Annotated in this window: 20 protein-coding genes; 8 read left to right on the top strand and 12 right to left on the bottom strand. The window is 28.5% G+C overall.

All coding sequences use genetic code 11. The features are described from left to right. Window positions 1-8: 8 nt before the first annotated feature. The 3 genes from L1S33_RS10340 to L1S33_RS10330 all read right to left on the bottom strand — a co-directional run bounded on the left by L1S33_RS10340 (window position 9) and on the right by L1S33_RS10330 (window position 1282). Window positions 9-470 carry a (2Fe-2S)-binding protein gene (locus L1S33_RS10340; RefSeq protein ID WP_240562271.1) on the bottom strand — a complete coding sequence of 154 codons (462 nt, stop codon included), beginning with the start codon at window positions 468-470 and terminating at the stop codon, window positions 9-11. Window positions 471-574: 104 nt separating this feature from the next. Further along, the gene (locus tag L1S33_RS10335; RefSeq protein ID WP_240552101.1) at window positions 575-778 is read right to left on the bottom strand and encodes a hypothetical protein; all 204 of its coding nucleotides are present in this window, start codon (window positions 776-778) and stop codon (window positions 575-577) included. 33 nt (window positions 779-811) lie between these two features. Next, window positions 812-1282 (bottom strand): hypothetical protein, encoded by a 471-nt coding sequence (locus L1S33_RS10330; protein ID WP_240562270.1) that lies wholly within the window; start codon window positions 1280-1282, stop codon window positions 812-814. A gap of 123 nt (window positions 1283-1405) precedes the next feature. Here L1S33_RS10330 and L1S33_RS10325 point away from each other — a divergent pair, with 123 nt between their 5' ends. After that, entirely contained in the window at window positions 1406-2443 is a 1038-nt protein-coding gene (locus L1S33_RS10325; RefSeq protein WP_240552099.1) for a helix-turn-helix domain-containing protein, read from the top strand. A gap of 5 nt (window positions 2444-2448) precedes the next feature. Here L1S33_RS10325 and L1S33_RS10320 read toward each other — a convergent pair whose 3' ends face one another. Next, the gene (locus tag L1S33_RS10320) at window positions 2449-3081 is read right to left on the bottom strand and encodes an SOS response-associated peptidase family protein (RefSeq protein WP_240552098.1); all 633 of its coding nucleotides are present in this window, start codon (window positions 3079-3081) and stop codon (window positions 2449-2451) included. Between the two features lie 520 nt (window positions 3082-3601). On the opposite strand from L1S33_RS10320, the gene L1S33_RS10315 reads away from it, so the two are divergent. The 3 genes from L1S33_RS10315 (at window position 3602) to L1S33_RS10305 (ending at window position 5553) form a co-directional block, all read left to right on the top strand. Next, on the top strand, window positions 3602-4090 hold the full coding sequence (locus L1S33_RS10315) for a hypothetical protein (RefSeq protein ID WP_240562269.1): 489 nt from the start codon (window positions 3602-3604) through the stop codon (window positions 4088-4090). Between the two features lie 78 nt (window positions 4091-4168). Further along, window positions 4169-4672: a Dps family protein gene (locus L1S33_RS10310; protein ID WP_240552096.1), complete on the top strand. Its 504-nt coding sequence runs from the start codon at window positions 4169-4171 to the stop codon at window positions 4670-4672. A gap of 14 nt (window positions 4673-4686) precedes the next feature. After that, on the top strand, window positions 4687-5553 hold the full coding sequence (locus L1S33_RS10305; RefSeq protein WP_240562268.1) for a mechanosensitive ion channel family protein: 867 nt from the start codon (window positions 4687-4689) through the stop codon (window positions 5551-5553). A gap of 54 nt (window positions 5554-5607) precedes the next feature. Here the strand turns inward: L1S33_RS10305 and L1S33_RS10300 are convergent, their stop codons facing one another. Then, complete coding sequence (locus tag L1S33_RS10300) at window positions 5608-6606, bottom strand: PLP-dependent cysteine synthase family protein (protein WP_240562267.1); 999 nt, start codon at window positions 6604-6606, stop codon at window positions 5608-5610. A gap of 97 nt (window positions 6607-6703) precedes the next feature. Beyond that, on the bottom strand, window positions 6704-8896 hold the full coding sequence (locus L1S33_RS10295; protein WP_394801771.1) for a S9 family peptidase: 2193 nt from the start codon (window positions 8894-8896) through the stop codon (window positions 6704-6706). A 164-nt stretch (window positions 8897-9060) separates the two neighbouring features. On the opposite strand from L1S33_RS10295, the gene L1S33_RS10290 reads away from it, so the two are divergent. The 4 genes from L1S33_RS10290 (at window position 9061) to L1S33_RS10275 (ending at window position 12828) form a co-directional block, all read left to right on the top strand. Continuing rightward, window positions 9061-11685, top strand: a complete 2625-nt coding sequence (locus L1S33_RS10290; RefSeq protein WP_240562266.1) for an AsmA-like C-terminal region-containing protein — start codon at window positions 9061-9063, stop codon at window positions 11683-11685. A gap of 127 nt (window positions 11686-11812) precedes the next feature. Then, complete coding sequence (locus tag L1S33_RS10285; protein ID WP_240552093.1) at window positions 11813-12136, top strand: YbaB/EbfC family nucleoid-associated protein; 324 nt, start codon at window positions 11813-11815, stop codon at window positions 12134-12136. Then, complete coding sequence (locus tag L1S33_RS10280; RefSeq protein ID WP_240562265.1) at window positions 12136-12441, top strand: DUF2752 domain-containing protein; 306 nt, start codon at window positions 12136-12138, stop codon at window positions 12439-12441. Before L1S33_RS10285 ends, L1S33_RS10280 begins: the two co-directional genes overlap by 1 nt. A gap of 18 nt (window positions 12442-12459) precedes the next feature. Then, the gene (locus tag L1S33_RS10275; protein WP_394801770.1) at window positions 12460-12828 is read left to right on the top strand and encodes a CCC motif membrane protein; all 369 of its coding nucleotides are present in this window, start codon (window positions 12460-12462) and stop codon (window positions 12826-12828) included. A gap of 36 nt (window positions 12829-12864) precedes the next feature. On the opposite strand, the gene L1S33_RS10270 is transcribed toward L1S33_RS10275, so the two are convergent. From L1S33_RS10270 to L1S33_RS10245, 6 genes are read right to left on the bottom strand one after another with little or no spacing between them, the layout of a single operon-like run. Further along, window positions 12865-14196, bottom strand: coding sequence for a DUF58 domain-containing protein (locus L1S33_RS10270; protein ID WP_240562264.1), 1332 nt, complete (start codon window positions 14194-14196; stop codon window positions 12865-12867). A 4-nt stretch (window positions 14197-14200) separates the two neighbouring features. Beyond that, window positions 14201-15217, bottom strand: coding sequence for an AAA family ATPase (locus L1S33_RS10265; protein WP_240552090.1), 1017 nt, complete (start codon window positions 15215-15217; stop codon window positions 14201-14203). A gap of 2 nt (window positions 15218-15219) precedes the next feature. Further along, complete coding sequence (locus L1S33_RS10260) at window positions 15220-16416, bottom strand: DUF4350 domain-containing protein (RefSeq protein ID WP_240562263.1); 1197 nt, start codon at window positions 16414-16416, stop codon at window positions 15220-15222. Further along, complete coding sequence (locus L1S33_RS10255) at window positions 16409-17143, bottom strand: DUF4129 domain-containing protein (protein WP_240552088.1); 735 nt, start codon at window positions 17141-17143, stop codon at window positions 16409-16411. The genes L1S33_RS10260 and L1S33_RS10255 overlap by 8 nt, the downstream gene beginning before the upstream one ends. Before the next feature lie 2 nt (window positions 17144-17145). Further along, window positions 17146-18036 (bottom strand): hypothetical protein, encoded by an 891-nt coding sequence (locus L1S33_RS10250; RefSeq protein ID WP_240552087.1) that lies wholly within the window; start codon window positions 18034-18036, stop codon window positions 17146-17148. Further along, window positions 18033-18992 (bottom strand): stage II sporulation protein M, encoded by a 960-nt coding sequence (locus tag L1S33_RS10245; RefSeq protein WP_240562262.1) that lies wholly within the window; start codon window positions 18990-18992, stop codon window positions 18033-18035. The genes L1S33_RS10250 and L1S33_RS10245 overlap by 4 nt, the downstream gene beginning before the upstream one ends. Window positions 18993-19022 lie beyond the last annotated feature (30 nt).

Below are 19022 nucleotides of genomic sequence, written 5' to 3'. Positions count from 1 at the left end.
TTTAAGTTTTAAGACATTTTTTTAGCAGCAATTGCTACAGCTTTTTCTATTCTATTATACGAAGCACATCTACACAAATTACCGTGCATTGCTTGTCTTATTTCATCTTGAGAAGGTGATGGATTTTCTTTTAAGAAGGAAGCAGCAGTCATAATTTGGCCTGCTTGGCAATAACCACATTGTGGTACATCTACTTCTTTCCAAGCTTCTTGTAATGGATGATTTCCTTCTTCTGACAAGCCCTCAATTGTTGTAATCTCTTCAGAATCTATCATAGAAATTTGTAATTGACAACTACGCATTGCTATACCATCCAAGTGAATAGTACATGCGCCACACTGTGCAATTCCACAGCCAAACTTGGTTCCAACCATATTGAGTTCATCTCTTAAAACCCATAATAATGGTGTATCTGCATCTGCAGAAACAGCAACAGATTTTCCGTTAATTTTTAAAGTGTAGTTTGGCATATTGAGTAGTTTTTAATTGATTGGTAAAAGTTACGAAATATATAAATATTAAAAATTAAAATTTTCTTAAAAAAAAGCGAAGTATATACTTCGCTTTTTTGAATTTATTTATTCTTTCCTAGTAAAAGTGTTGCTAACAATATTACTACACCAACACCTATTGTTGTGTATGCATTTTTATTGTTTTGAGACTCAAACTCAGCAATTCCTATGTCTACAGATGCTTCAGGTGTTATTAATTGATAACCTCCATAAACTAAAATTGCAATTGCTACTACTATTAAAATTGTTTTTATCGTTTTATTCATAATTTAAATTTTTTATTGATTAGTATTTCATTTCTAGAACTGGTACCTAATACCTAAAGCTATATCAAAATCTAAATCGTCACTATAACTATCGTTAAAACCTAATTCTGGCCTAACATCTAAAGACATTATTAAAGGAATATCAAAGTTATATTCTATACCTAAATCTGCAGCTGCAAGGAAAAATGATCCATCATTTCCTGGAGAGCTATAAGAACCAACTCCAGCACCTGCACCAACAAACCAGTTAAAATTATCTCCTAATGGATTTACCCATTGATATAATCCCACTAATTTAAATGCATCTAAATTATTAGAATTTCTAAAGCCTAAATCAAATTCTAATCTGTTATTATCAGTTAAATATCTTTGATAAGAAATTTCCCCTCCAAAACCATCGTTATCTCCTACTCTTAAACCTAAAGCGTTTTTAGAAATTTCTTGTGCAGAAATTGTTCCTGCAATTAAAAATAATACTACGGTAAGTAATTTTTTGTTTATCATCTTATATATGTTTTAATTAATTATGATGTAAAATTACTGCAAACACAAAATCTTTATTTGCTCTATAGATATGATTATTAACTCATATAAAAACTATATCTTTATTTTTTGTAGAACTAACTTATGATAACAATTAATATTACTGCGAAAAGTACTGAAGGTACTGTAAAACAAATTCAAGAAATTATTGGTGGTACAATTATAGAACGTTGGGGCGAATATGTTTTGAGTGTTAATAATAAGATTGCTACAGGTAAAATTACTTTTATTACGTTTGAATGGGGAGGAAGTGTTTTAGAATATGATATAACTTTTTTAGAAGATATTGTATTAGTTATGGATACTTCTGAATTTAACCCGATTCACTTTACCTACACTTCTGAAGGCCATAGTTTTCATAGGTTTGAATTAGAAGAAAACAAAAGAAAATTAGCGCAATTTCAATCTGTAATTATTACGAGTAAAGATGGTGGTTATAATTACGGTTACTTTGAAAAAAATGTTAAAAATCACATTCATCTTATTCAAATTAATAGAGTAAATTTTATTAAAAAAAGATTAAATGATGCCTCACAATTAAACAAGCGTTTGTATGAGGTTTTTCATGATCAACAACATGAAAATGTCTTTGCTTACTTTGGAACATTCAACTTAAAATTAGCGAACCTAATTAAAAAGTTTAATAAGGTTAAGCAAAAAGGAATGATTAAAATTTTGATAAAAGAAGGTATAATTTATCAAATTTTATCAGAACATATTCTACAACATAATAAAGATGTAAAAACAAATAAACAACCTAACACTTCGCTAAGTAAAAAAGAATTGAATAGTGTTAGAAAAGTTGCACAAAAGATTTCTAACAATGTAGCCGAAGATTATAATGTAGAAGAATTGGCTAATTCTTTAGGTTTACCACAAGCAAAATTACAGGAAGGTTTTAAAATGCTTTTCTCTAGAACTGTAATTGAATATATAAGACATGTAAGACTAGAAGAAGCACGTGATTTAATTAATAATACCGATTATAATATATCACAAATTGTATATTCAATTGGGTTTAGCAGTAGAAGTTATTTTTCCAAAATATTTAAAAAGAAATATGGTATTAGTCCTAGTAAATTTTTAAAAAACAAGCAAAATGCAAAAATAAAAACTGCTTAATAAAACTACCTAGCAGCAATTTTTTGCACACTAAATTTAGTTGCATAAGGTTTAGAAATTAAAAATTTAATATCTTCTAATGCTGTACTGGCACTTAACCATTTATTTTTGAAAATTTCTGGTATTTGAAGAGGCATTACTTCATATAAATTATTAATTGCATTTAACTTTTTATTTGCTTTTGTGTTTATTACTGAACATGTTATAAAACCATCTTCTGTTTTATTATATATACCTGCCAAGTAAAATGGTTGTTGATTTTTCTTTTCTACTAAAAAATTTTCAACATAATTTTCACTTAATTTATGCATATAAAACCCAGTAACTAAAATTAAACATCTTCTCTTACTTAAAGACTTCTTGTATAAAATATTTGTAAAAACATCTTCTTTATACACATGTAATGTTCTTTTTATTTTCTGAAACTTACTCCAATCCTCCTTAAATCCTTGAGGTAAAATGCCCCAAATTCCATAAGTAATTTCGTTAGTGTTTTCTATAGTTATAACACTTATTGTTTGCTCTTTACGTCCATCAATTTTTAATTTTGGTTTATAAATATTTGGATGTTTTAACTTTAACTTTGTAAAATCTTCTAACATAGTTTTACTGGCTACATTTGAAAGTTTATAATTCATAATTTGTTTTATTAATCAAAAAAGACAATTCACTTATACTTTATAAGCTGAGCTATTTTATCACTTCAAAAGTATATTACGTACAAGTTATTTTTTAACTCAAAACAAAAAAATATTTGCTCATTTAAACATAATTAAACAACAATAGACATTCATTTAAAGAATAACGCAAACCTCACTAAATTTTACAGAATAATAGTAATGTGCAAAAAGCTATGCTTAAAAATATTGAAAAAACTTAAAACTAAAGCACCTACCTAACTACAACACAACACCTTGTTCTAAATGTTAAAATTATACAAATAAATCACACTTTTATTTATTAAGATGTAAATAATGCAATAAAAATCATTATTTAAGTTGTTTTTTACGAAATGAGCAAAGAATGAATTGATATGAGCAAAAACAAACTATATCTCTACCATACTTTTGTAGTGTATTTGTTTAACAACGAATATTACAGAAGTAAAATAGTAAGCTTCTAAAAAATAAATTACTAAAAATTTAAAACATATATATTATGAAAAATTTCATTTTAACCTTAACATTATTATCAACTGGATTATTATTTGCACAAGAAAACGTAGTGCAAATAGATTTAATAGAAAAAACTGAAAAGATGACTCTTACAACTATTGAAGATGGAAAATCTGTTGAAAAAGATGTAAAAATAATTACATTAAAAGAAACAGAAGTAAGACTTAATCCGAATCAAAAACACCAATTAAATCAACAAAGAATTGAAACCCCAATTAGTGTTACTAAAATTGTAATGATTAATGAAGATAATGATGCTTATTATGACAGAGCAGTAAAAGTAAATTATTCTTTACCAGCAGGAACATCATTAGCAAAAGACTCTAATATTAATTTAACTAAAATAATCCACAGTCCAGATACTGATGATTTAGAAGATAAGAACTATACTGGTTCTGGGTATTTTAATCAAGAAGGAGACTTTATCGCTTCTTATTATGAAGACTATAAATTGAATTCAGAAGCATTTTAATAATTTAAATAATACATACCTAAAGGATGGTTTCTTACCATCCTTTTTTATTTAAAAATAACTTAAAATTAAAAAACAATGAATTACCTAAACATACAAACAGAAAAAATATTACCTGTAGCTAAAGAGTTAAATCAATTATTAGCAGATTATCACATTTACTATCAGAAATTAAGAAATTTCCATTGGAATATTACTGGAAAAAACTTCTTTGAATTACATGAAAAATTTGAAGAAATGTACACAGATGCAAGAACTAAAATTGATGAAATAGCAGAAAGGATAGTTACATTACAATATCATCCAATAAGTAGATATAGTAAGTATTTAAAAATCTCTTCAATATCAGAAGAAACTCCTTTTAAAACTGATAAAGACATGGTTTATATTTTATTAGAAGACCATAAAACATTATTAATTCAAATGAATAATGTTATAAAAAAAGCAGATCAAGCAAAAGACGAAGGCACAATAGATATGATTAGCGGTTATATTGGCCAATTAGAAAAAACAAGTTGGATGCTAAATGCATGGTCTAAAAATACCGTTGAACAATTTAAAAGCGAAATAATATTATCATAAAAACAAAAAACACAATGCAAGCAGAAAAGGCAATAAGTAAAGCAACAAATACAATTGACAACTGGTGGAACTCTTTATTGAGTAACCTTCCAAATATAGTTGTAGCCACACTAGTTTTAATAATATCATTTTTTATATCTCAAAAAGTAAGTATACTAACTGAAAAAATTGTTTCAAAAAAAGTAAAAAAGAAAGCAGTTAGTGGAGTAATAAGTAAAATTATTTCTGTTATAATAATATTGGCTGGTTTATTTATTGCCCTAAATATTTTAAATTTAGACGAAGCTTTAACCTCTTTATTAACTACAGCAGGTATTGCTGGTGCAGTTATTGGTTTATCTTTACAAGGTACATTATCTAATACTATTTCTGGTATTGTTTTATCTTTTAGAGAACGTATTAAAATTGGAAACTGGGTAGAAACAAATGGGTTTTCAGGTGAAGTTATTGATATTAACTTAAAAGAGTTTGTTATAAGAGAAGCAGATAATAATATAGTAATTATACCCAATAAAGATGTTTTAGAAAGCCCATTAAAAAACTATTCTCTTACTACAAGAATGAGAGTGAAATTAGAATGTGGTGTTGGTTATGAATCTGATTTAGAAAAGGTTGAAGCTTTAACAAAAGAAACTATTGCTAAAAACTTTGATCAGGTTTTAAGTAATGAAAACGTAGAGTTTTATTACACAGAATTTGGTGGTAGTTCTATAAATTTTTTATGTAGATTTTGGATTGATGCTGAAAACTCATTAGAAAAAATGATAGCAAAAAATAAAGCAATAAAGGAAATTAAAAAAGCTTTTGATAAAGAAAACATAAACATTCCGTTTCCTATTAGAACACTACAATTTGATACTAAATTGGATATTTCTAAATAATAATGAAATTATAAAAATTGATAATAAAAAAGCACATTTAAAAATGTGCTTTTTTTATTTCAAAAACTCATTTTCACGCATCCAAGAATCAGAATATATTTTATCCATATATCTTATTCCGTGATCTGGAAGTATTAAAACAACTACGCTATCTTTAGAAAACATTCCTTTTTCTGCGTATTGTTTGGTTGCTTGTATAACAGCTCCTGAAGTGTAACCGCAAAGTAAACCTTCTTCTTGGACTAAAGCTCTAGATGATAAAGCTGCCTCTTTATCGGTTACTTTTTCATAGACATCTATTACATCAAAATCTGTAGCAGAAGGAATTAAATTCTTACCTAAACCTTCAATTTTATAAGGTTTTATTTCATTTTCATCAAACTTGCAAGTTTCATGATATTTCTTCAAAACAGAACCAACAGCATCAACTCCTAATACTTTAATAGTAGGATTTTGCTCTTTTAAAAACTTACCCGTTCCTGAGATTGTTCCTCCTGTTCCACTTGCAACAACAACATGTGTTACTTTTCCCTTTGTTTGTTCCCAAATTTCTGGACCAGTAGATCTGTAATGCGCTTCAATATTCAATTCATTAAAATACTGATTTATATAAATTGAATTTGGTGTTTCTCTGTGAATTCTTTTTGCTGTTTCGTAATATGAACGAGGATCTTTTGCAGGTACATTTGCAGGACAAACATGTACCTCTGCTCCCATTGTTTTTAAAACATCAATTTTATTTTGAGAAGATTTATCACTTACAGACAATATACATTTATAACCTTTAACTAAAGCTATCATTGCAATTGAAAAACCAGTATTTCCAGAAGTAGTTTCTACAATAGTATCGCCTGGTTTTAGAATTCCTTTTTTCTCAGCATTTTCAATAATATGTAATGCAATTCTATCTTTTGCAGATTGACCAGGATTAAAAGACTCTATTTTTGCGTAAAAAACACCTTCTAAATTTGCTGTAACTCTATTCAATTTAACTAATGGTGTTTGACCAATTAGTTCTAAAATATTGTTGTAAACGTTTTGATTTCTAGTCATTTCTATTATTAGTATTCATAAAAAAACCTCATAGACTGAATGCTATGAGGTTCCTCCAATCGACCGCAAAAGTACGTTTTCTTATAGAATTATAAAACTACAGCTTAACCTTTACGTTATCAATCTTATTTTCTAGTGCTAAAAAGAAGGTATAATCTCTTGCAACTTCCTTTAAAGCATCAAATCTACCAGAAGCTCCACCATGACCAGCTTCCATATTTGTGTGCATCATTAATAAATTATCATCCGTTTTTAACTCACGTAATTTTGCAACCCATTTTGCTGGTTCCCAATATTGTACTTGACTATCGTGTAAACCTGTTGTTACCAACATATTTGGATAGGTTTGTGCTTTAACTTGGTCGTAAGGTGAATACGATTTTATATAGTCGTAATATTCTTTATCCTTCGGATTTCCCCATTCGTCAAATTCTCCAGTAGTTAATGGAATACTTTCATCTAACATGGTAGAAATTACATCTACAAATGGCACAGCTGATATAATTCCGTTGTACAATTCTGGATTCATATTTACTATTGCTCCCATTAATAAACCTCCTGCAGAACCTCCACTTGCGTATAAATGTTCAGCTGAAGTGTAATTATTTTCAATTAAATATTTTGAGCAATCAATAAAATCTGTAAACGTATTTTTCTTGTTCAGCATTTTACCATCTTCGTACCATTCTCTTCCTAAATACTGGCTTCCACGAATGTGCGCCAATGCGTATACAAAACCTCTGTCTAATAAACTTAAACGTGTTGTGCTAAAACTATCTGGAATTGTATAACCATAAGATCCATAAGCATATTGCAATAATGGTGTGTCTTTACCTAATTTAGTGTCTATATGACGTACAATTGAAACGGCAACTTTTTTTCCATCTCTTGCAGTAACCCAAACACGTTCGCTTATATAATTTGCTTTATTAAATTTACCTCCAAGTACTTCTTGTTCTTTTTTAACGTCTTTAGATTTATCGCTCATATTAAAATCTACCACCGAATTTGGTGTTGTCATTGATGTATATGAATATCTAATTACATCGGTATCAAATTCTGGGTTTCCATACACTCCTGCTGCGTAGGTTTCTTCATCAAACGGTAAATAATAATCAGCTTTATTGTCCCAACGCTTAATGCGAACTTTATTTAAACCTTCGTTTCTTTCTTCTAAAACTAAATATTCTTTAAAGATTGAAATGTCTTCCAATAATGTATCATCTCTATGCGGAATTACATCTACCCAGTTTTCTTTTGAAGTTTTATTTACTGGCGTTTTCATCAACTTAAAATTAGTTGCGCCATCTTTATTGGTTTTTATGTAAAAATAATCTCCGTAATGTGCAATATCATATTCTAAATCACGCTCACGAGCTTGAATCATTTTTAATTCGCCATTCGGATTATCTGCATCTAAAACTTGATATTCCGTAGAAACCGTTGCTGAAGAACCAACAACAATATATTTATCTGATTTTGTTTTGTAAACAAATGCGTTATATGTTTCGTCTTTTTCTTCAAAAACTAACTCATCTAACTTAGAATCTGAACCTAAAACGTGTTTGTAAATTTTAGAACTACGTAACGTTATTGGGTCTTTTTTAGCATAAAACAACGTTTTATTATCGTTTGCCCAAGTAGAACCTCCTGTAGTATTTTCTATAATATCATTATAAATTTTACCCGTTTCTAAATTTTTAATTCTAATAAAATATTGTCTTCTACTTACTGTATCTACTGCAAAAGATGCTAATTTATTATCTGGAGAAACACTTAAACCGCCTAATTGAAAATAATCGTGCCCTTTTGCTTCATCATTTACATTAAACATTATTTCTTCTGTAGCTTCTAAATTTCCTTTTTTACGAGCATAAATAGGATATTGTTGCCCTTTTTCATAACGCGTTATATAGAAATAACCTCTATTTTTATAAGGAACAGAAGAATCGTCTTCCTTAATTCTACCTTTCATTTCTTGAAATAATGTTTCTTGAAAATCTTTTGTATACGCAGTTACTTCATCAAAATAAGCATTTTCTTCATTTAGATAATCATACACTTTTTGTGTTTGAGCGTCTTTTTCTTTAGCATTTTTTTGTTCTTCAGAAAGACGCATCCAAAAATAATTGTCTGTACGTTTGTCTCCGTGAATTTCTAATTCCTTTGGTTGCTTTTCTGCAACTGGTGGTGTAGCATTATTGTCTTTCATTTCTTTCTTTTGCTCTTTTTTACAAGCGGTAGCAAAAATAAGACTAAAAACTGTAACTAATAGCAGTTGATTTTTCATTTTTAGTTGATTTAAATTTAATTTGGTTTGGCATTTATTTTATAACGCACTAATTCTGTTTAAATTATACATCTTTGAGGTTTATTTAACAATAAAACCCTGAATTTTAAATTGTTAAAAAAGTATCTTTGTAATCCGTTAATTTAACACATATTTTTTGATTTATGAAAAAGGAAAAACAGCAAAAATCACTTACTAAAAGAATACTTAAATGGAGTATTTCTATACTTGTTATTGTATTAATTGCGTTAGTTGCAATTCCGTATGTATTTAAAGATAAAATTGTACAAATGGTTACCCAAACTATTAACAATAATTTAAATGCAACGGTTACCTTTAATGATGCTGATTTAAGCCTTCTAAAAAACTTTCCTTCAGCTAGTTTAACCGTTAATAATGTTTCTGTAGCAAACAAAGCTCCATTTGTTGGCGATACGTTGTTCGCAGCTAAAACATTGAGCCTAAATATGAAGGTTACTGAACTTTTTAAAAGTGCTGATGAAACCATCGATTTAAAAAGTATTGCTACCGCTAACGGAAAAGTTAATATTATTTTAAATAAAGAAGGGCTTGGAAATTATGACATTGCTTTAAAAAATGAAACGCAAGAAAGTACAACGGAAAATAACAGTTCTTTTTCATTTAATATTCAAGATTATACAGTAGATAATTTGCAATTCAATTATTTAGATAGAAGTTCTAATACACAATTACAATTAGACAGTATTTACCACACAGGAAAAGGAAATTTTTCTGATGATATTTTAGATTTAGACACAAAATCTACGGCAAAAGTCTCGTTTAATTTAGACAAGGTTAATTACATAAATAATGTAGCCGTTTCTTTGGATGCCGTTTTAGGAATTGACCTTAAAAACTCTAAATACACTTTTAAAGAAAACACAGGTTATATTAATCAGCTGCCTTTAGAATTCAATGGTTTTATTCAACTTGTAGAAGAAGGTCAATTGTATGATATTAGTTTTAAAACACCTACTTCATCCTTTAAAAATGCATTAGCTTTATTGCCTTCTCAATATTCAGGTAATTTAAAATCGATTAAAACTGAAGGGAATTTTGACTTAAACGGTGTTGTAAAAGGAACCTATTCTAAAAATACAATTCCAACTTTAGACATTTCATTTTCATCTAACAACGCAATGTTTAAATATGCCGATTTACCAAAATCGGTTAAAAATATAAACATCAATTCTAAAATAATTAACAAAACTGGAAATTTAAAAGACACGTATGTAAACGTTAATAAACTGAATTTTAAAATTGATGAAGATGTTTTTTCTTCAAACGGAAATATTAGCAACATTACTACAAACCCAAAGGTTAATATTACGGCAAACGGTGTTATTAATTTAGCTAATATTAGCAAAGTATATCCGGTTAAATTAGAAAATGAATTAGCAGGAATTTTAAAAGCAGACGTTACCACAAATTTTGATATGAATGCTGTTGAAAAAGGAAATTATCAGCAAATTAAAAATGCAGGAACTATTTCTTTAAACAGCTTTAAATATGAAGGTAAAGATGTTGCAAAACCTTTCTTTATTGATAAAACTTCCATTGCATTCAATACAAATTCAATAAAACTAAATGAGTTTAAAGCAAAAACAGGAACATCGGATCTTTCTTTAAACGGAAATTTAAATAATTTTTATGGTTTCTTATTTAAAGACCAAGTTTTAAAGGGAAATTTTGATTTAAATTCTAACAATTTAAAAGTTGCCGATTTTCTTTCAACCGAAACAAAAACCGAAGGCGAAACTGATACTAAAACAGTAAAACTGAAAATTCCATCTTTTTTAGACATCAAGTTAAATGCAAAAGCAAAAACCGTTGTTTATGACAATATTAACCTGTCTAATGTTTCTGGAAACCTATTTATTAAAGATGAAGCGGTAGACTTACAAAACTTAAAAACGGATGTTTTTGGTGGAAATATTGGTTTTGATGGAAATGTCTCAACCAAAGGAGATACTTCTAAATTTAATATGAATTTAAACTTAAAAGAGTTAAATATTGCTGACTCTTTTGGGAATTTAGAAATGCTAAAAGCCATTGCTCCTATTGCAAAAACTATTGAAGGGAAAATAAACTCTACCATAAAAGTATCTGGTCTTTTAAATGAAGATATGACACCAGATTTAAAATCTATTTCTGGAGATTTATTAGGGCAATTATTAGATACTAAGTTAAAAGCTAGCAATTCTACCGTATTAAAAGCAGTAAGTTCTAAAGTAGATTTTTTAGACATCAGCAAACTAAATCTTAATAATGTAAAGGCTTTATTTACTTTTGAAAATGGTAACGTAAATGTAAAACCTTTCAACCTTAATTATAACGATATTGAAATGCAAATTGGTGGTAAACATGGTTTTGATAATTCAATGAATTATGACATTACTTTTAATGTTCCTGTTAAATATCTAGGCACAGAAGCAACCAGTTTACTCTCTAAATTATCTCCTAAACAAACAGAAGATATTAAAACAATTCCGGTAAATGCAAACTTAACGGGTAGTTTTACTAGTCCTAGTTTTTCTACAAATATTAAAGACGCAACTACTAATTTGGTAAAACAATTAGTTGAAAAGCAAAAGCAAGATTTAATTGATAAAGGAGAAGATAAAATTAAAAACTTATTAGGCTTAGGTAACACTAAAAATGATACTGTTAATAAAGATTCTACCAAAACAAATAACGATACTAAAGATAAAATTAAAAGTGTTTTAGGTGGTTTGTTTGGTAATAAAAAGAAAGACACTACAAAATAGTAATAATAGGAATTCTAAAATTGATAAAAGGAGCGATATTAATCGCTCCTTTTTTTTATGCAAGTTGATTTTAAATTAAATTGAAAAGCACTAAGTTTGTTTCCTATTAATTTATAACGAAAGAATAATGTTTGGAGATTTATCTGGAATGATGGACAAGCTGAAAGATGCTCAAAAAAAAGTTGAAGAAACAAAACAACGTTTAAACAATGTACTTATTGATGAATCTTCATCTGAAGGAAAAATAAAAGTAACCGTTACTGCAAATAGAGAAATTAGAGCTATAAACATAGACAACTCTTTACTTTCTGATGCAGAAGAATTAGAAGATTACTTAGTTTTAACCTTAAATAAAGCTTTAAAAAGAGCGGGCGAAATTAACGAACAAGAACTTGCAGCAGCAGCAAAAGGCGGAATGCCAAATATTCCTGGAATGGATATGTTTAAGTAATGTTCTTAAAATTTAACATACAAGACTACTTATTACCTTGTTTAAATAAAAAATTCTTCGGAATTGATTGTCCAGGATGTGGTATTCAGCGTTCTGTAGTTCATCTTGTAAAAGGAGAATTCACAGAAGCTTTTCAATTGTATCCAGCAATTTTTACATTAGTTTTTTTGTTTGCTTTTATTTTGATAAACAAAAAACTGAAACTAAAACATGCTTCAAAAATTATTTTTACTTTAGCTATTATTAATGTGCTAATAATTTCTATTAGCTATATTATAAAAATGAACTTTATATTTAATCTTTAATAAAAAAATCAACCAAAAATGGACAAACCAACCGTATCAAATTCAAATGACTACAATTACATGGAAAAACAAAAACTACCTAATGCTACAGGAGTAATAATCTTAGGAATATTATCTATTGTAACTTGTTGCTGTTATGGTATTATTGGTTTAATTCTAGGTATAGTTGGTCTTGTTTTAGCTAAAAAAGCAAAACAAGTATATCTTGCCTCGCCAGAAGAATACACAGGATTTTCTAATGTTAAAACAGGTAAAATCTTATGTATTGTTGGTATTGTTTTAAACGTATTGTTTATTGCTTATATCATAGGAATTGTTGCTTACATTGGTTGGGATGCATTATCTGATCCTGAATTACTTCAACAAAGAATACAAGAATTACAATAAAAAAAAAGCGGTTATTTATTAAAATAACCGCTTTTTTTATATCAAGCCTTTTGCTTTAAACTCTAAATACTTATTAATAACATTTACAGATAAGTTATTAGGTTTTGTAAGTATTGCGTGCACTCCAGCTTTATCTAATTCTTTTACCATTCGCTTTTTCTCGTAGGCAAATTTTTCCCCAATTGTTTTATGATAAATTCCTTGAACATCTTCTGCATTAGTAGAAATTAATTCGTCTAACTCTGTATTTTCAAAAAAAACAGTAATTAGTAAATGCTTTTTACTTATTGCTTTTAAATACGGTAATTGACGTTTAAGTGCGGAAATATGTTCGAAATTTGTGTACACAATTAACAAACTACGTTGGTTAATTTTTCTTTTAATGGTTGCGTATAATAAACTAAAATCAGTGTCTGAGAAACTGGTGTTTAAATTATACAGCGTTTCATTTATGGTTGTTAAATGTGTTTTTTTATTACTTGCTGCAACAATATTTTCTACCTTTTTTGCAAAAGTTAACATTCCTGCTTTATCATTTTTTAACAATGCTATATTTGAAAAAGCCAGTGTAGAATTAATAGCATAATCTACTAATTTCAAGTTCTCAAAAGGCATTTTCATAACGCGTCCCATATCTATAATAGAATATATTGGTTGCGATTTTTCATCTTGATATTGGTTCACCATCAATGCGCCTTTTTTAGCGGTAGCTTTCCAATTTATGGTTCTAACATCATCTCCAGGAACGTAACTTTTAATTTGCTCAAATTCCATCGTGTGCCCAATTCTTCTAATCTTTTTTAAGCCATATTCCGTAAGTCTATTGCTCATTGCCAAAAACTCATATTTTTTCATTTGAATATAAGATGGATACACAGCAACCATTTGTTTATTATCAAAACTAAACCTGCGCGCAATAATTTTTAATTGTGAAGACGCAAAAACATGTACAAATCCGAAGTGATATTCGCCACGTTCAACTGGTGTTACTTGATAATCGAATTGATAGTTTTCTGAAGATTTTATACTTGAAAAATGATTAAAATCTCTTTTTTGAAACTGGCTTGGCAATTCATCAATTACTTTTACAAAAACCTGAAATGGGTATTTATTATCAATTTGAATTGAAACCGGATTTTCATCAGAATTTGAAAATTTTTCTGACAATATTCTTTTTGCTGAAATTCTTTTTTTATTGCTGAAAAGTAACACAAAATCAAACAATGTTAGGACACCAAAAATTAGTACACAAACCCACGCAAGAGTGTATAAAAAAGGCAACCAATAAGACATTAAAAACAACGCAGACAAACCTGCGATGTAATAGAAAAATTGATCGTGTACAAATATGGATTTATAAAATTTCACTTTATTATCTAGGTACTTCTACAGATTGAACAATCATTTCTATAACTTTATCGGCAGTTAAACCTTCCATTTCTCGCTCTGGAGTTAGCATAACACGATGACGTAAAACAGGATATAAACTCTTTTTAACGTCTTCCGGAATTACAAAATCTCTTCCGTTAATTGCAGCAAATGCTTTTGAAGCCATTAAGACTGCAATACTTGCACGTGGAGAACCTCCTAAATATAAATGCGGATGATTACGCGTGCTTGTTATAACTTCTGCTATGTATTTTACAATTTTTTCTTCAACAAGAATATCAAAAATATTACTTCTGTATGCTAATAAATCAGCTTCAGAAAGTACAGATGTTATTAATTCTTGTGGCTTCTGCCCTTTTCTAGCGTTATGATTGCTAATAATTTTAACCTCTTCTTCTAGATTTGGATATCCAACATTAATTTTGAATAAAAAACGGTCTAATTGTGCTTCTGGCAATGCGTATGTTCCTTCTTGTTCAATTGGATTTTGAGTTGCCAACACCATAAATGGCGGATTCATTTTATATTCCGTTCCGTCTATAGTTACTTGGCGTTCTTCCATCGCTTCAAACAATGCTGACTGCGTTTTTGCTGGCGCTCTATTTATTTCATCAATTAAAACAAAATTTGAAAAAACAGGACCTTTTTTAAACTCAAAATCAGACGTTTTCATATTTAAAACTGAAGTTCCTAAAACATCCGAAGGCATTAAATCTGGCGTAAATTGAATACGACTAAAATCGGTACTTATTGTTTTTGCTAACAACTTTGCAGTTACTGTTTTTGCAACTCCAGGAACACCTTCAATTAAAACATGTCCATCTGCTAATAAAGACACTAAAAGTAATTCCATAAAATCTTCTTGCCCTACAATTACTTTTTGTAATTGCCCTTTTATTGAAGAAACTGCTTCTTTTAACTTAGATAAATCAATACGATTTTTAAATTCGTTTTGATTCTCTATAGTATTGTCGTTTTGCTGATTTTCAGTATTTTCCATTGCTATTGTGTTTTACTTTTATAGGTTTCAATTAAGCTGTTTAATGCAATTAATTGTTCTTTTGAAACCGTATTTAATTGTTGTACTTGTGCTATTTTTTTGAAAACTTTCTCAGTGTCTTCATCAGTATTATTACTTCTTGAGGCTAAATGTTTATAAAACGATTGATTTAGCACATCCGTTGGAATATTCATTTTACTTCTTACCCAAACTAAAAAATAATTGATTTTTTGATTGGCTATTTTTTGATGCTGAGATTTCTCATAATACATATTACTAATTGTTCTAGTAAATGCTAATGTTTGGTTTTTTAACGGTGTTATAATTGGTATGTTTCGTTGCTCTCTTTTTCCTTTAAAAAACACAAAAAACAACACACCGATTAAAGCAATATAATATGCCCATTTTAAACTTTTAGAATTTAAAATATAATTTAAAGGCGATGTAATTTTATCTTTTCCTTTTTTATAATATGCATCCCAAAGTATTGGTTTTTCTGAATCTAAATACGATAAAACTGAAGCAACATACACATCATTTTTTTGATGTAAAATGTTATAATTTGTAAATGCTAACGGAAATGTATTGATGTAAAAATTACCTTTTCCGAATTTATGTTTTATAAAATTAACGCCACTTTTTAAAGCAATGCTATCTTTATCAAACATGGTTATTTTACCTAAAGCTGTAGTATTCATAGTGTCTATTTCTTCAAAATAAATACGTGGCATTGGTTTATCAAAACTATATTTTTTATCCGAAAAAGCAGGATTTAATAAAGAAACATAGTGTTTTTCATTCAGTTCTAAAGTTGACAATGAGCTGGTTTTTAATCCTAATGTATCTATTTGACTTCCACTGGTAGACAAAAACACATCATTACCTCTTTCTACAAACTTTAAAAGTTCATTAAACTCATCTTCTCCAAAATTAATTGCGCCATCTAAAAAGAAATACGTTCCGCTTACTGTGCTATCTTGCAAGAAAACATACGGAGCCGTATTAATATCTTTTATGGTTGAATTTGGAAAAAAACTTGGTAATTCTTTTCTTAAAATATACGTCCCGTAAGGCATTTTATGTTTTGCAACATAAGAAGGAAACCAACTTATAGGTTTTACTTTTGTTGCATCTGCATACATTAACAAGCCAACAATTGCTATAAAAAGCACTATGTATATTTTTACTTTCTTATTCACCTATTTTACTTTTTAAGTTCGTAAAAAGGCTTGCTGCTTTGGTAAATTCAGTTTCATTAATATCAAAATTTCCATACCAAACAAAATCGTACAAACGTGTGCTTTCTGTAAATTGCTGATGTACTTTTGTTGCTTGTAACTCTTTAATATAATCTTCGTTTGTTTTTTCTTGTTGCCAAACAATCAGTTCTTTATCCGCTAATTTTTGTAAAATTAACAAATAGTAATAACGAACTGCTAAACGATAGTTTTTATTAGTTACTGACTGATTTACAAGTTCTTGCAAATCACTATTTTTAATCAATTCTTCTTCATCTGTTATATTGATAGCTGCTATTTTTCCGTTTTTATTTTTTAAACTATTGGTATCAATTTTTAAGAAAAACTTCAAAATAAAATACAGTAAAACTGCTAAAAGTATGTAAGGCAATATTGATAAAAAGTCTTTTATTAAACCTAAAGCAGGAGAAATATCATCAAATACCCAAGAAAGTCCTTTTTTAACCAATCTTCCTAACCAGTTCCAAAAACGATCTAAAATATTTTCCTCTTTCTTTTGAACGTTATAATTAAAATCGTCTGAATTCCTATATTTTTCTATAGACTGTTCATCAAATTCCTTGGAAGAAACTTGAGTACTATCTATTTGTATTCCTTCAAAATCTTGCTGCGCAAAACTTCCGAAGGAAAAGATAAAAAACGATATGAAAATTATAAAATGCTTCAAAATTATTCTCCTAATCTATCAATTTGTTCAATAGTTCCTGATGCGTATTTTTGTTCATTTATATCGAAGTAAATTAACACTGTAGACACTAATGTTACTGCGTAAAATAAAAATCTACCGACATAAGAAACAACTGTAAAAAATAAATAAACTGGGTCAGAAAAAAGACTCATAATTGCTGTTGGATCATTTTCTCCAATACCAGACATGGTCTTTATAAACATATAAATTATTGATGGAATTGAGAAAATACTTCCTAAAACGGTAATTAATAATCCAACTACAATTAAAACTCCAAAAGTTTCCCACCAATGATTTTTTATAAAAGTGAAACTATAACTAATAGAATCCATTACTTCTTTTCCTTTAAAAACATAAATTGAAGAGGCTAAGGTTAAAGGTATGGCAACATAAATTCCTGGAATTACACAAAAAAGCATTCCTACAAAAACCATTACACCAATAATAAAACCTAAACCTACAAACGCCCAAAGATTGTTATTTACATTCTGTTTTATTTCTTCAAAATTAGTTTTTCCGTCATTATCTACATAGGATTTAATGTAGTACATAGCTGCAACGTTTATCATTATATAAGCTATTAAATAAGAGAAAAACATTACAAAAGTTGCTATTAACATTCCTCCTCCTCCAAAAGGTGAATTCTGAAAATCGTTTGGATTTTCAAAATCTATTGAAGAAAACATATTAGATTGCTCGTAAGAATAATATAAAATACCTGCTAAAGCAATTAAGATTGGAATTAAAGCAATTTTAAATGTTGTTGTAAAAAATGGTTTCCACTCTAGTCTAAAAAACTTGAAAGTATCTGTAATTATTGCGCCTAAATCGCGCTCTTTTTTAAACTCTACGTACTCGTTATTGCTTCTCATTTTGCATTTTTTTTAGTTAGTTGAATTGGGTAAATTATGTAATAAAATATGATACTTGCTAAAGATAATAAGATGATAAAAATTGCTAGCCAATCTGGCATTTCTGTGTGTCTTGTTACAAAACCTTCTAAAAAACCGGCAACTATAAAAAACGGAATTGTACTTACCATAATTTTTAAACCTGCTTTAATACTCTTCTTAAAAGACTCTAAACGCGAGTATGTTTTTGGAAACAATAAACCGTTACCCAAAACCAAACCTGCACAACCTGCAATTACAATTACAGAAATTTCTATAGTTCCATGAATCCAAATGGTTCTGGAAGATTCCCAAAACAAACCTTTATCATAGAAAAAGTACAAAAATGAGCCTAACATAATTCCGTTTTGCATCATAATATACAAGGTTCCTACGGAAAATATAATTCCAAAAACAAAGGCATACATAGCAACACGAATATTGTTAATTGTTATACCAATAAACATTTCGGTTTCATTTGCTTTTTTATAAACCGCCATTGGATCTCCATTTTCAATGTTTTCCAAAGTCATATTTACATACGCATCGCCCATAATTAAGCGTACAAAATCTGCATCTTTAGAAGCAGAAAAAGCACCAACAAGTGTAAAAAAACCAAAAACCACAAATGCAATTAATAGTTGTTTTTGATGTTGATAAAATTCTAATGGAAATTCTTTTAAGAAAAATTGAACAAATCTGTTTTTCCCCTCTTTCTTTGTTTTGTAAATTTTAATATGTGCAGTTGAAGCAATAGAATTTAAGTATGCTTCGGTATTACTAGCTGGATAAAATGTTTTTGCGTAGCTTAAATCGTCTGTAACTTCTATGTATAAATCCGATAATTGATCTGGAGAAACTTGCTTTTTATTTGACAAAACGTCATCAAAAAGCTGCCACTTTTCTTTATTTTTTGATACAAAAGAAGCTTCTCTCATTTATGAATTAAAGGCTAAAAAGATTAATGA

Source organism: Tenacibaculum aquimarinum, assembly GCF_022478115.1.
GTDB lineage: Bacteria > Bacteroidota > Bacteroidia > Flavobacteriales > Flavobacteriaceae > Polaribacter > Polaribacter aquimarinum_A.
This window is presented reverse-complemented; position numbering and strand designations above follow the sequence as displayed.

Bases quoted from the DNA above. Each gene is read 5' to 3' on its own strand.
- L1S33_RS10340 (WP_240562271.1), bottom strand. From the start codon at position 470: ATGCCAAACTACACTTTAAAAATTAACGGAAAATCTGTTGCTGTTTCT.
- L1S33_RS10335 (WP_240552101.1), bottom strand. From the start codon at position 778: ATGAATAAAACGATAAAAACAATTTTAATAGTAGTAGCAATTGCAATT.
- L1S33_RS10330 (WP_240562270.1), bottom strand. From the start codon at position 1,282: ATGATAAACAAAAAATTACTTACCGTAGTATTATTTTTAATTGCAGGA.
- L1S33_RS10325 (WP_240552099.1), top strand. From the start codon at position 1,406: ATGATAACAATTAATATTACTGCGAAAAGTACTGAAGGTACTGTAAAA.
- L1S33_RS10320 (WP_240552098.1), bottom strand. From the start codon at position 3,081: ATGAATTATAAACTTTCAAATGTAGCCAGTAAAACTATGTTAGAAGAT.
- L1S33_RS10315 (WP_240562269.1), top strand. From the start codon at position 3,602: ATGAAAAATTTCATTTTAACCTTAACATTATTATCAACTGGATTATTA.
- L1S33_RS10310 (WP_240552096.1), top strand. From the start codon at position 4,169: ATGAATTACCTAAACATACAAACAGAAAAAATATTACCTGTAGCTAAA.
- L1S33_RS10305 (WP_240562268.1), top strand. From the start codon at position 4,687: ATGCAAGCAGAAAAGGCAATAAGTAAAGCAACAAATACAATTGACAAC.
- L1S33_RS10300 (WP_240562267.1), bottom strand. From the start codon at position 6,606: ATGACTAGAAATCAAAACGTTTACAACAATATTTTAGAACTAATTGGT.
- L1S33_RS10295 (WP_394801771.1), bottom strand. From the start codon at position 8,896: ATGAAAAATCAACTGCTATTAGTTACAGTTTTTAGTCTTATTTTTGCT.
- L1S33_RS10290 (WP_240562266.1), top strand. From the start codon at position 9,061: ATGAAAAAGGAAAAACAGCAAAAATCACTTACTAAAAGAATACTTAAA.
- L1S33_RS10285 (WP_240552093.1), top strand. From the start codon at position 11,813: ATGTTTGGAGATTTATCTGGAATGATGGACAAGCTGAAAGATGCTCAA.
- L1S33_RS10280 (WP_240562265.1), top strand. From the start codon at position 12,136: ATGTTCTTAAAATTTAACATACAAGACTACTTATTACCTTGTTTAAAT.
- L1S33_RS10275 (WP_394801770.1), top strand. From the start codon at position 12,460: ATGGACAAACCAACCGTATCAAATTCAAATGACTACAATTACATGGAA.
- L1S33_RS10265 (WP_240552090.1), bottom strand. From the start codon at position 15,217: ATGGAAAATACTGAAAATCAGCAAAACGACAATACTATAGAGAATCAA.
- L1S33_RS10250 (WP_240552087.1), bottom strand. From the start codon at position 18,036: ATGAGAAGCAATAACGAGTACGTAGAGTTTAAAAAAGAGCGCGATTTA.
- L1S33_RS10245 (WP_240562262.1), bottom strand. From the start codon at position 18,992: ATGAGAGAAGCTTCTTTTGTATCAAAAAATAAAGAAAAGTGGCAGCTT.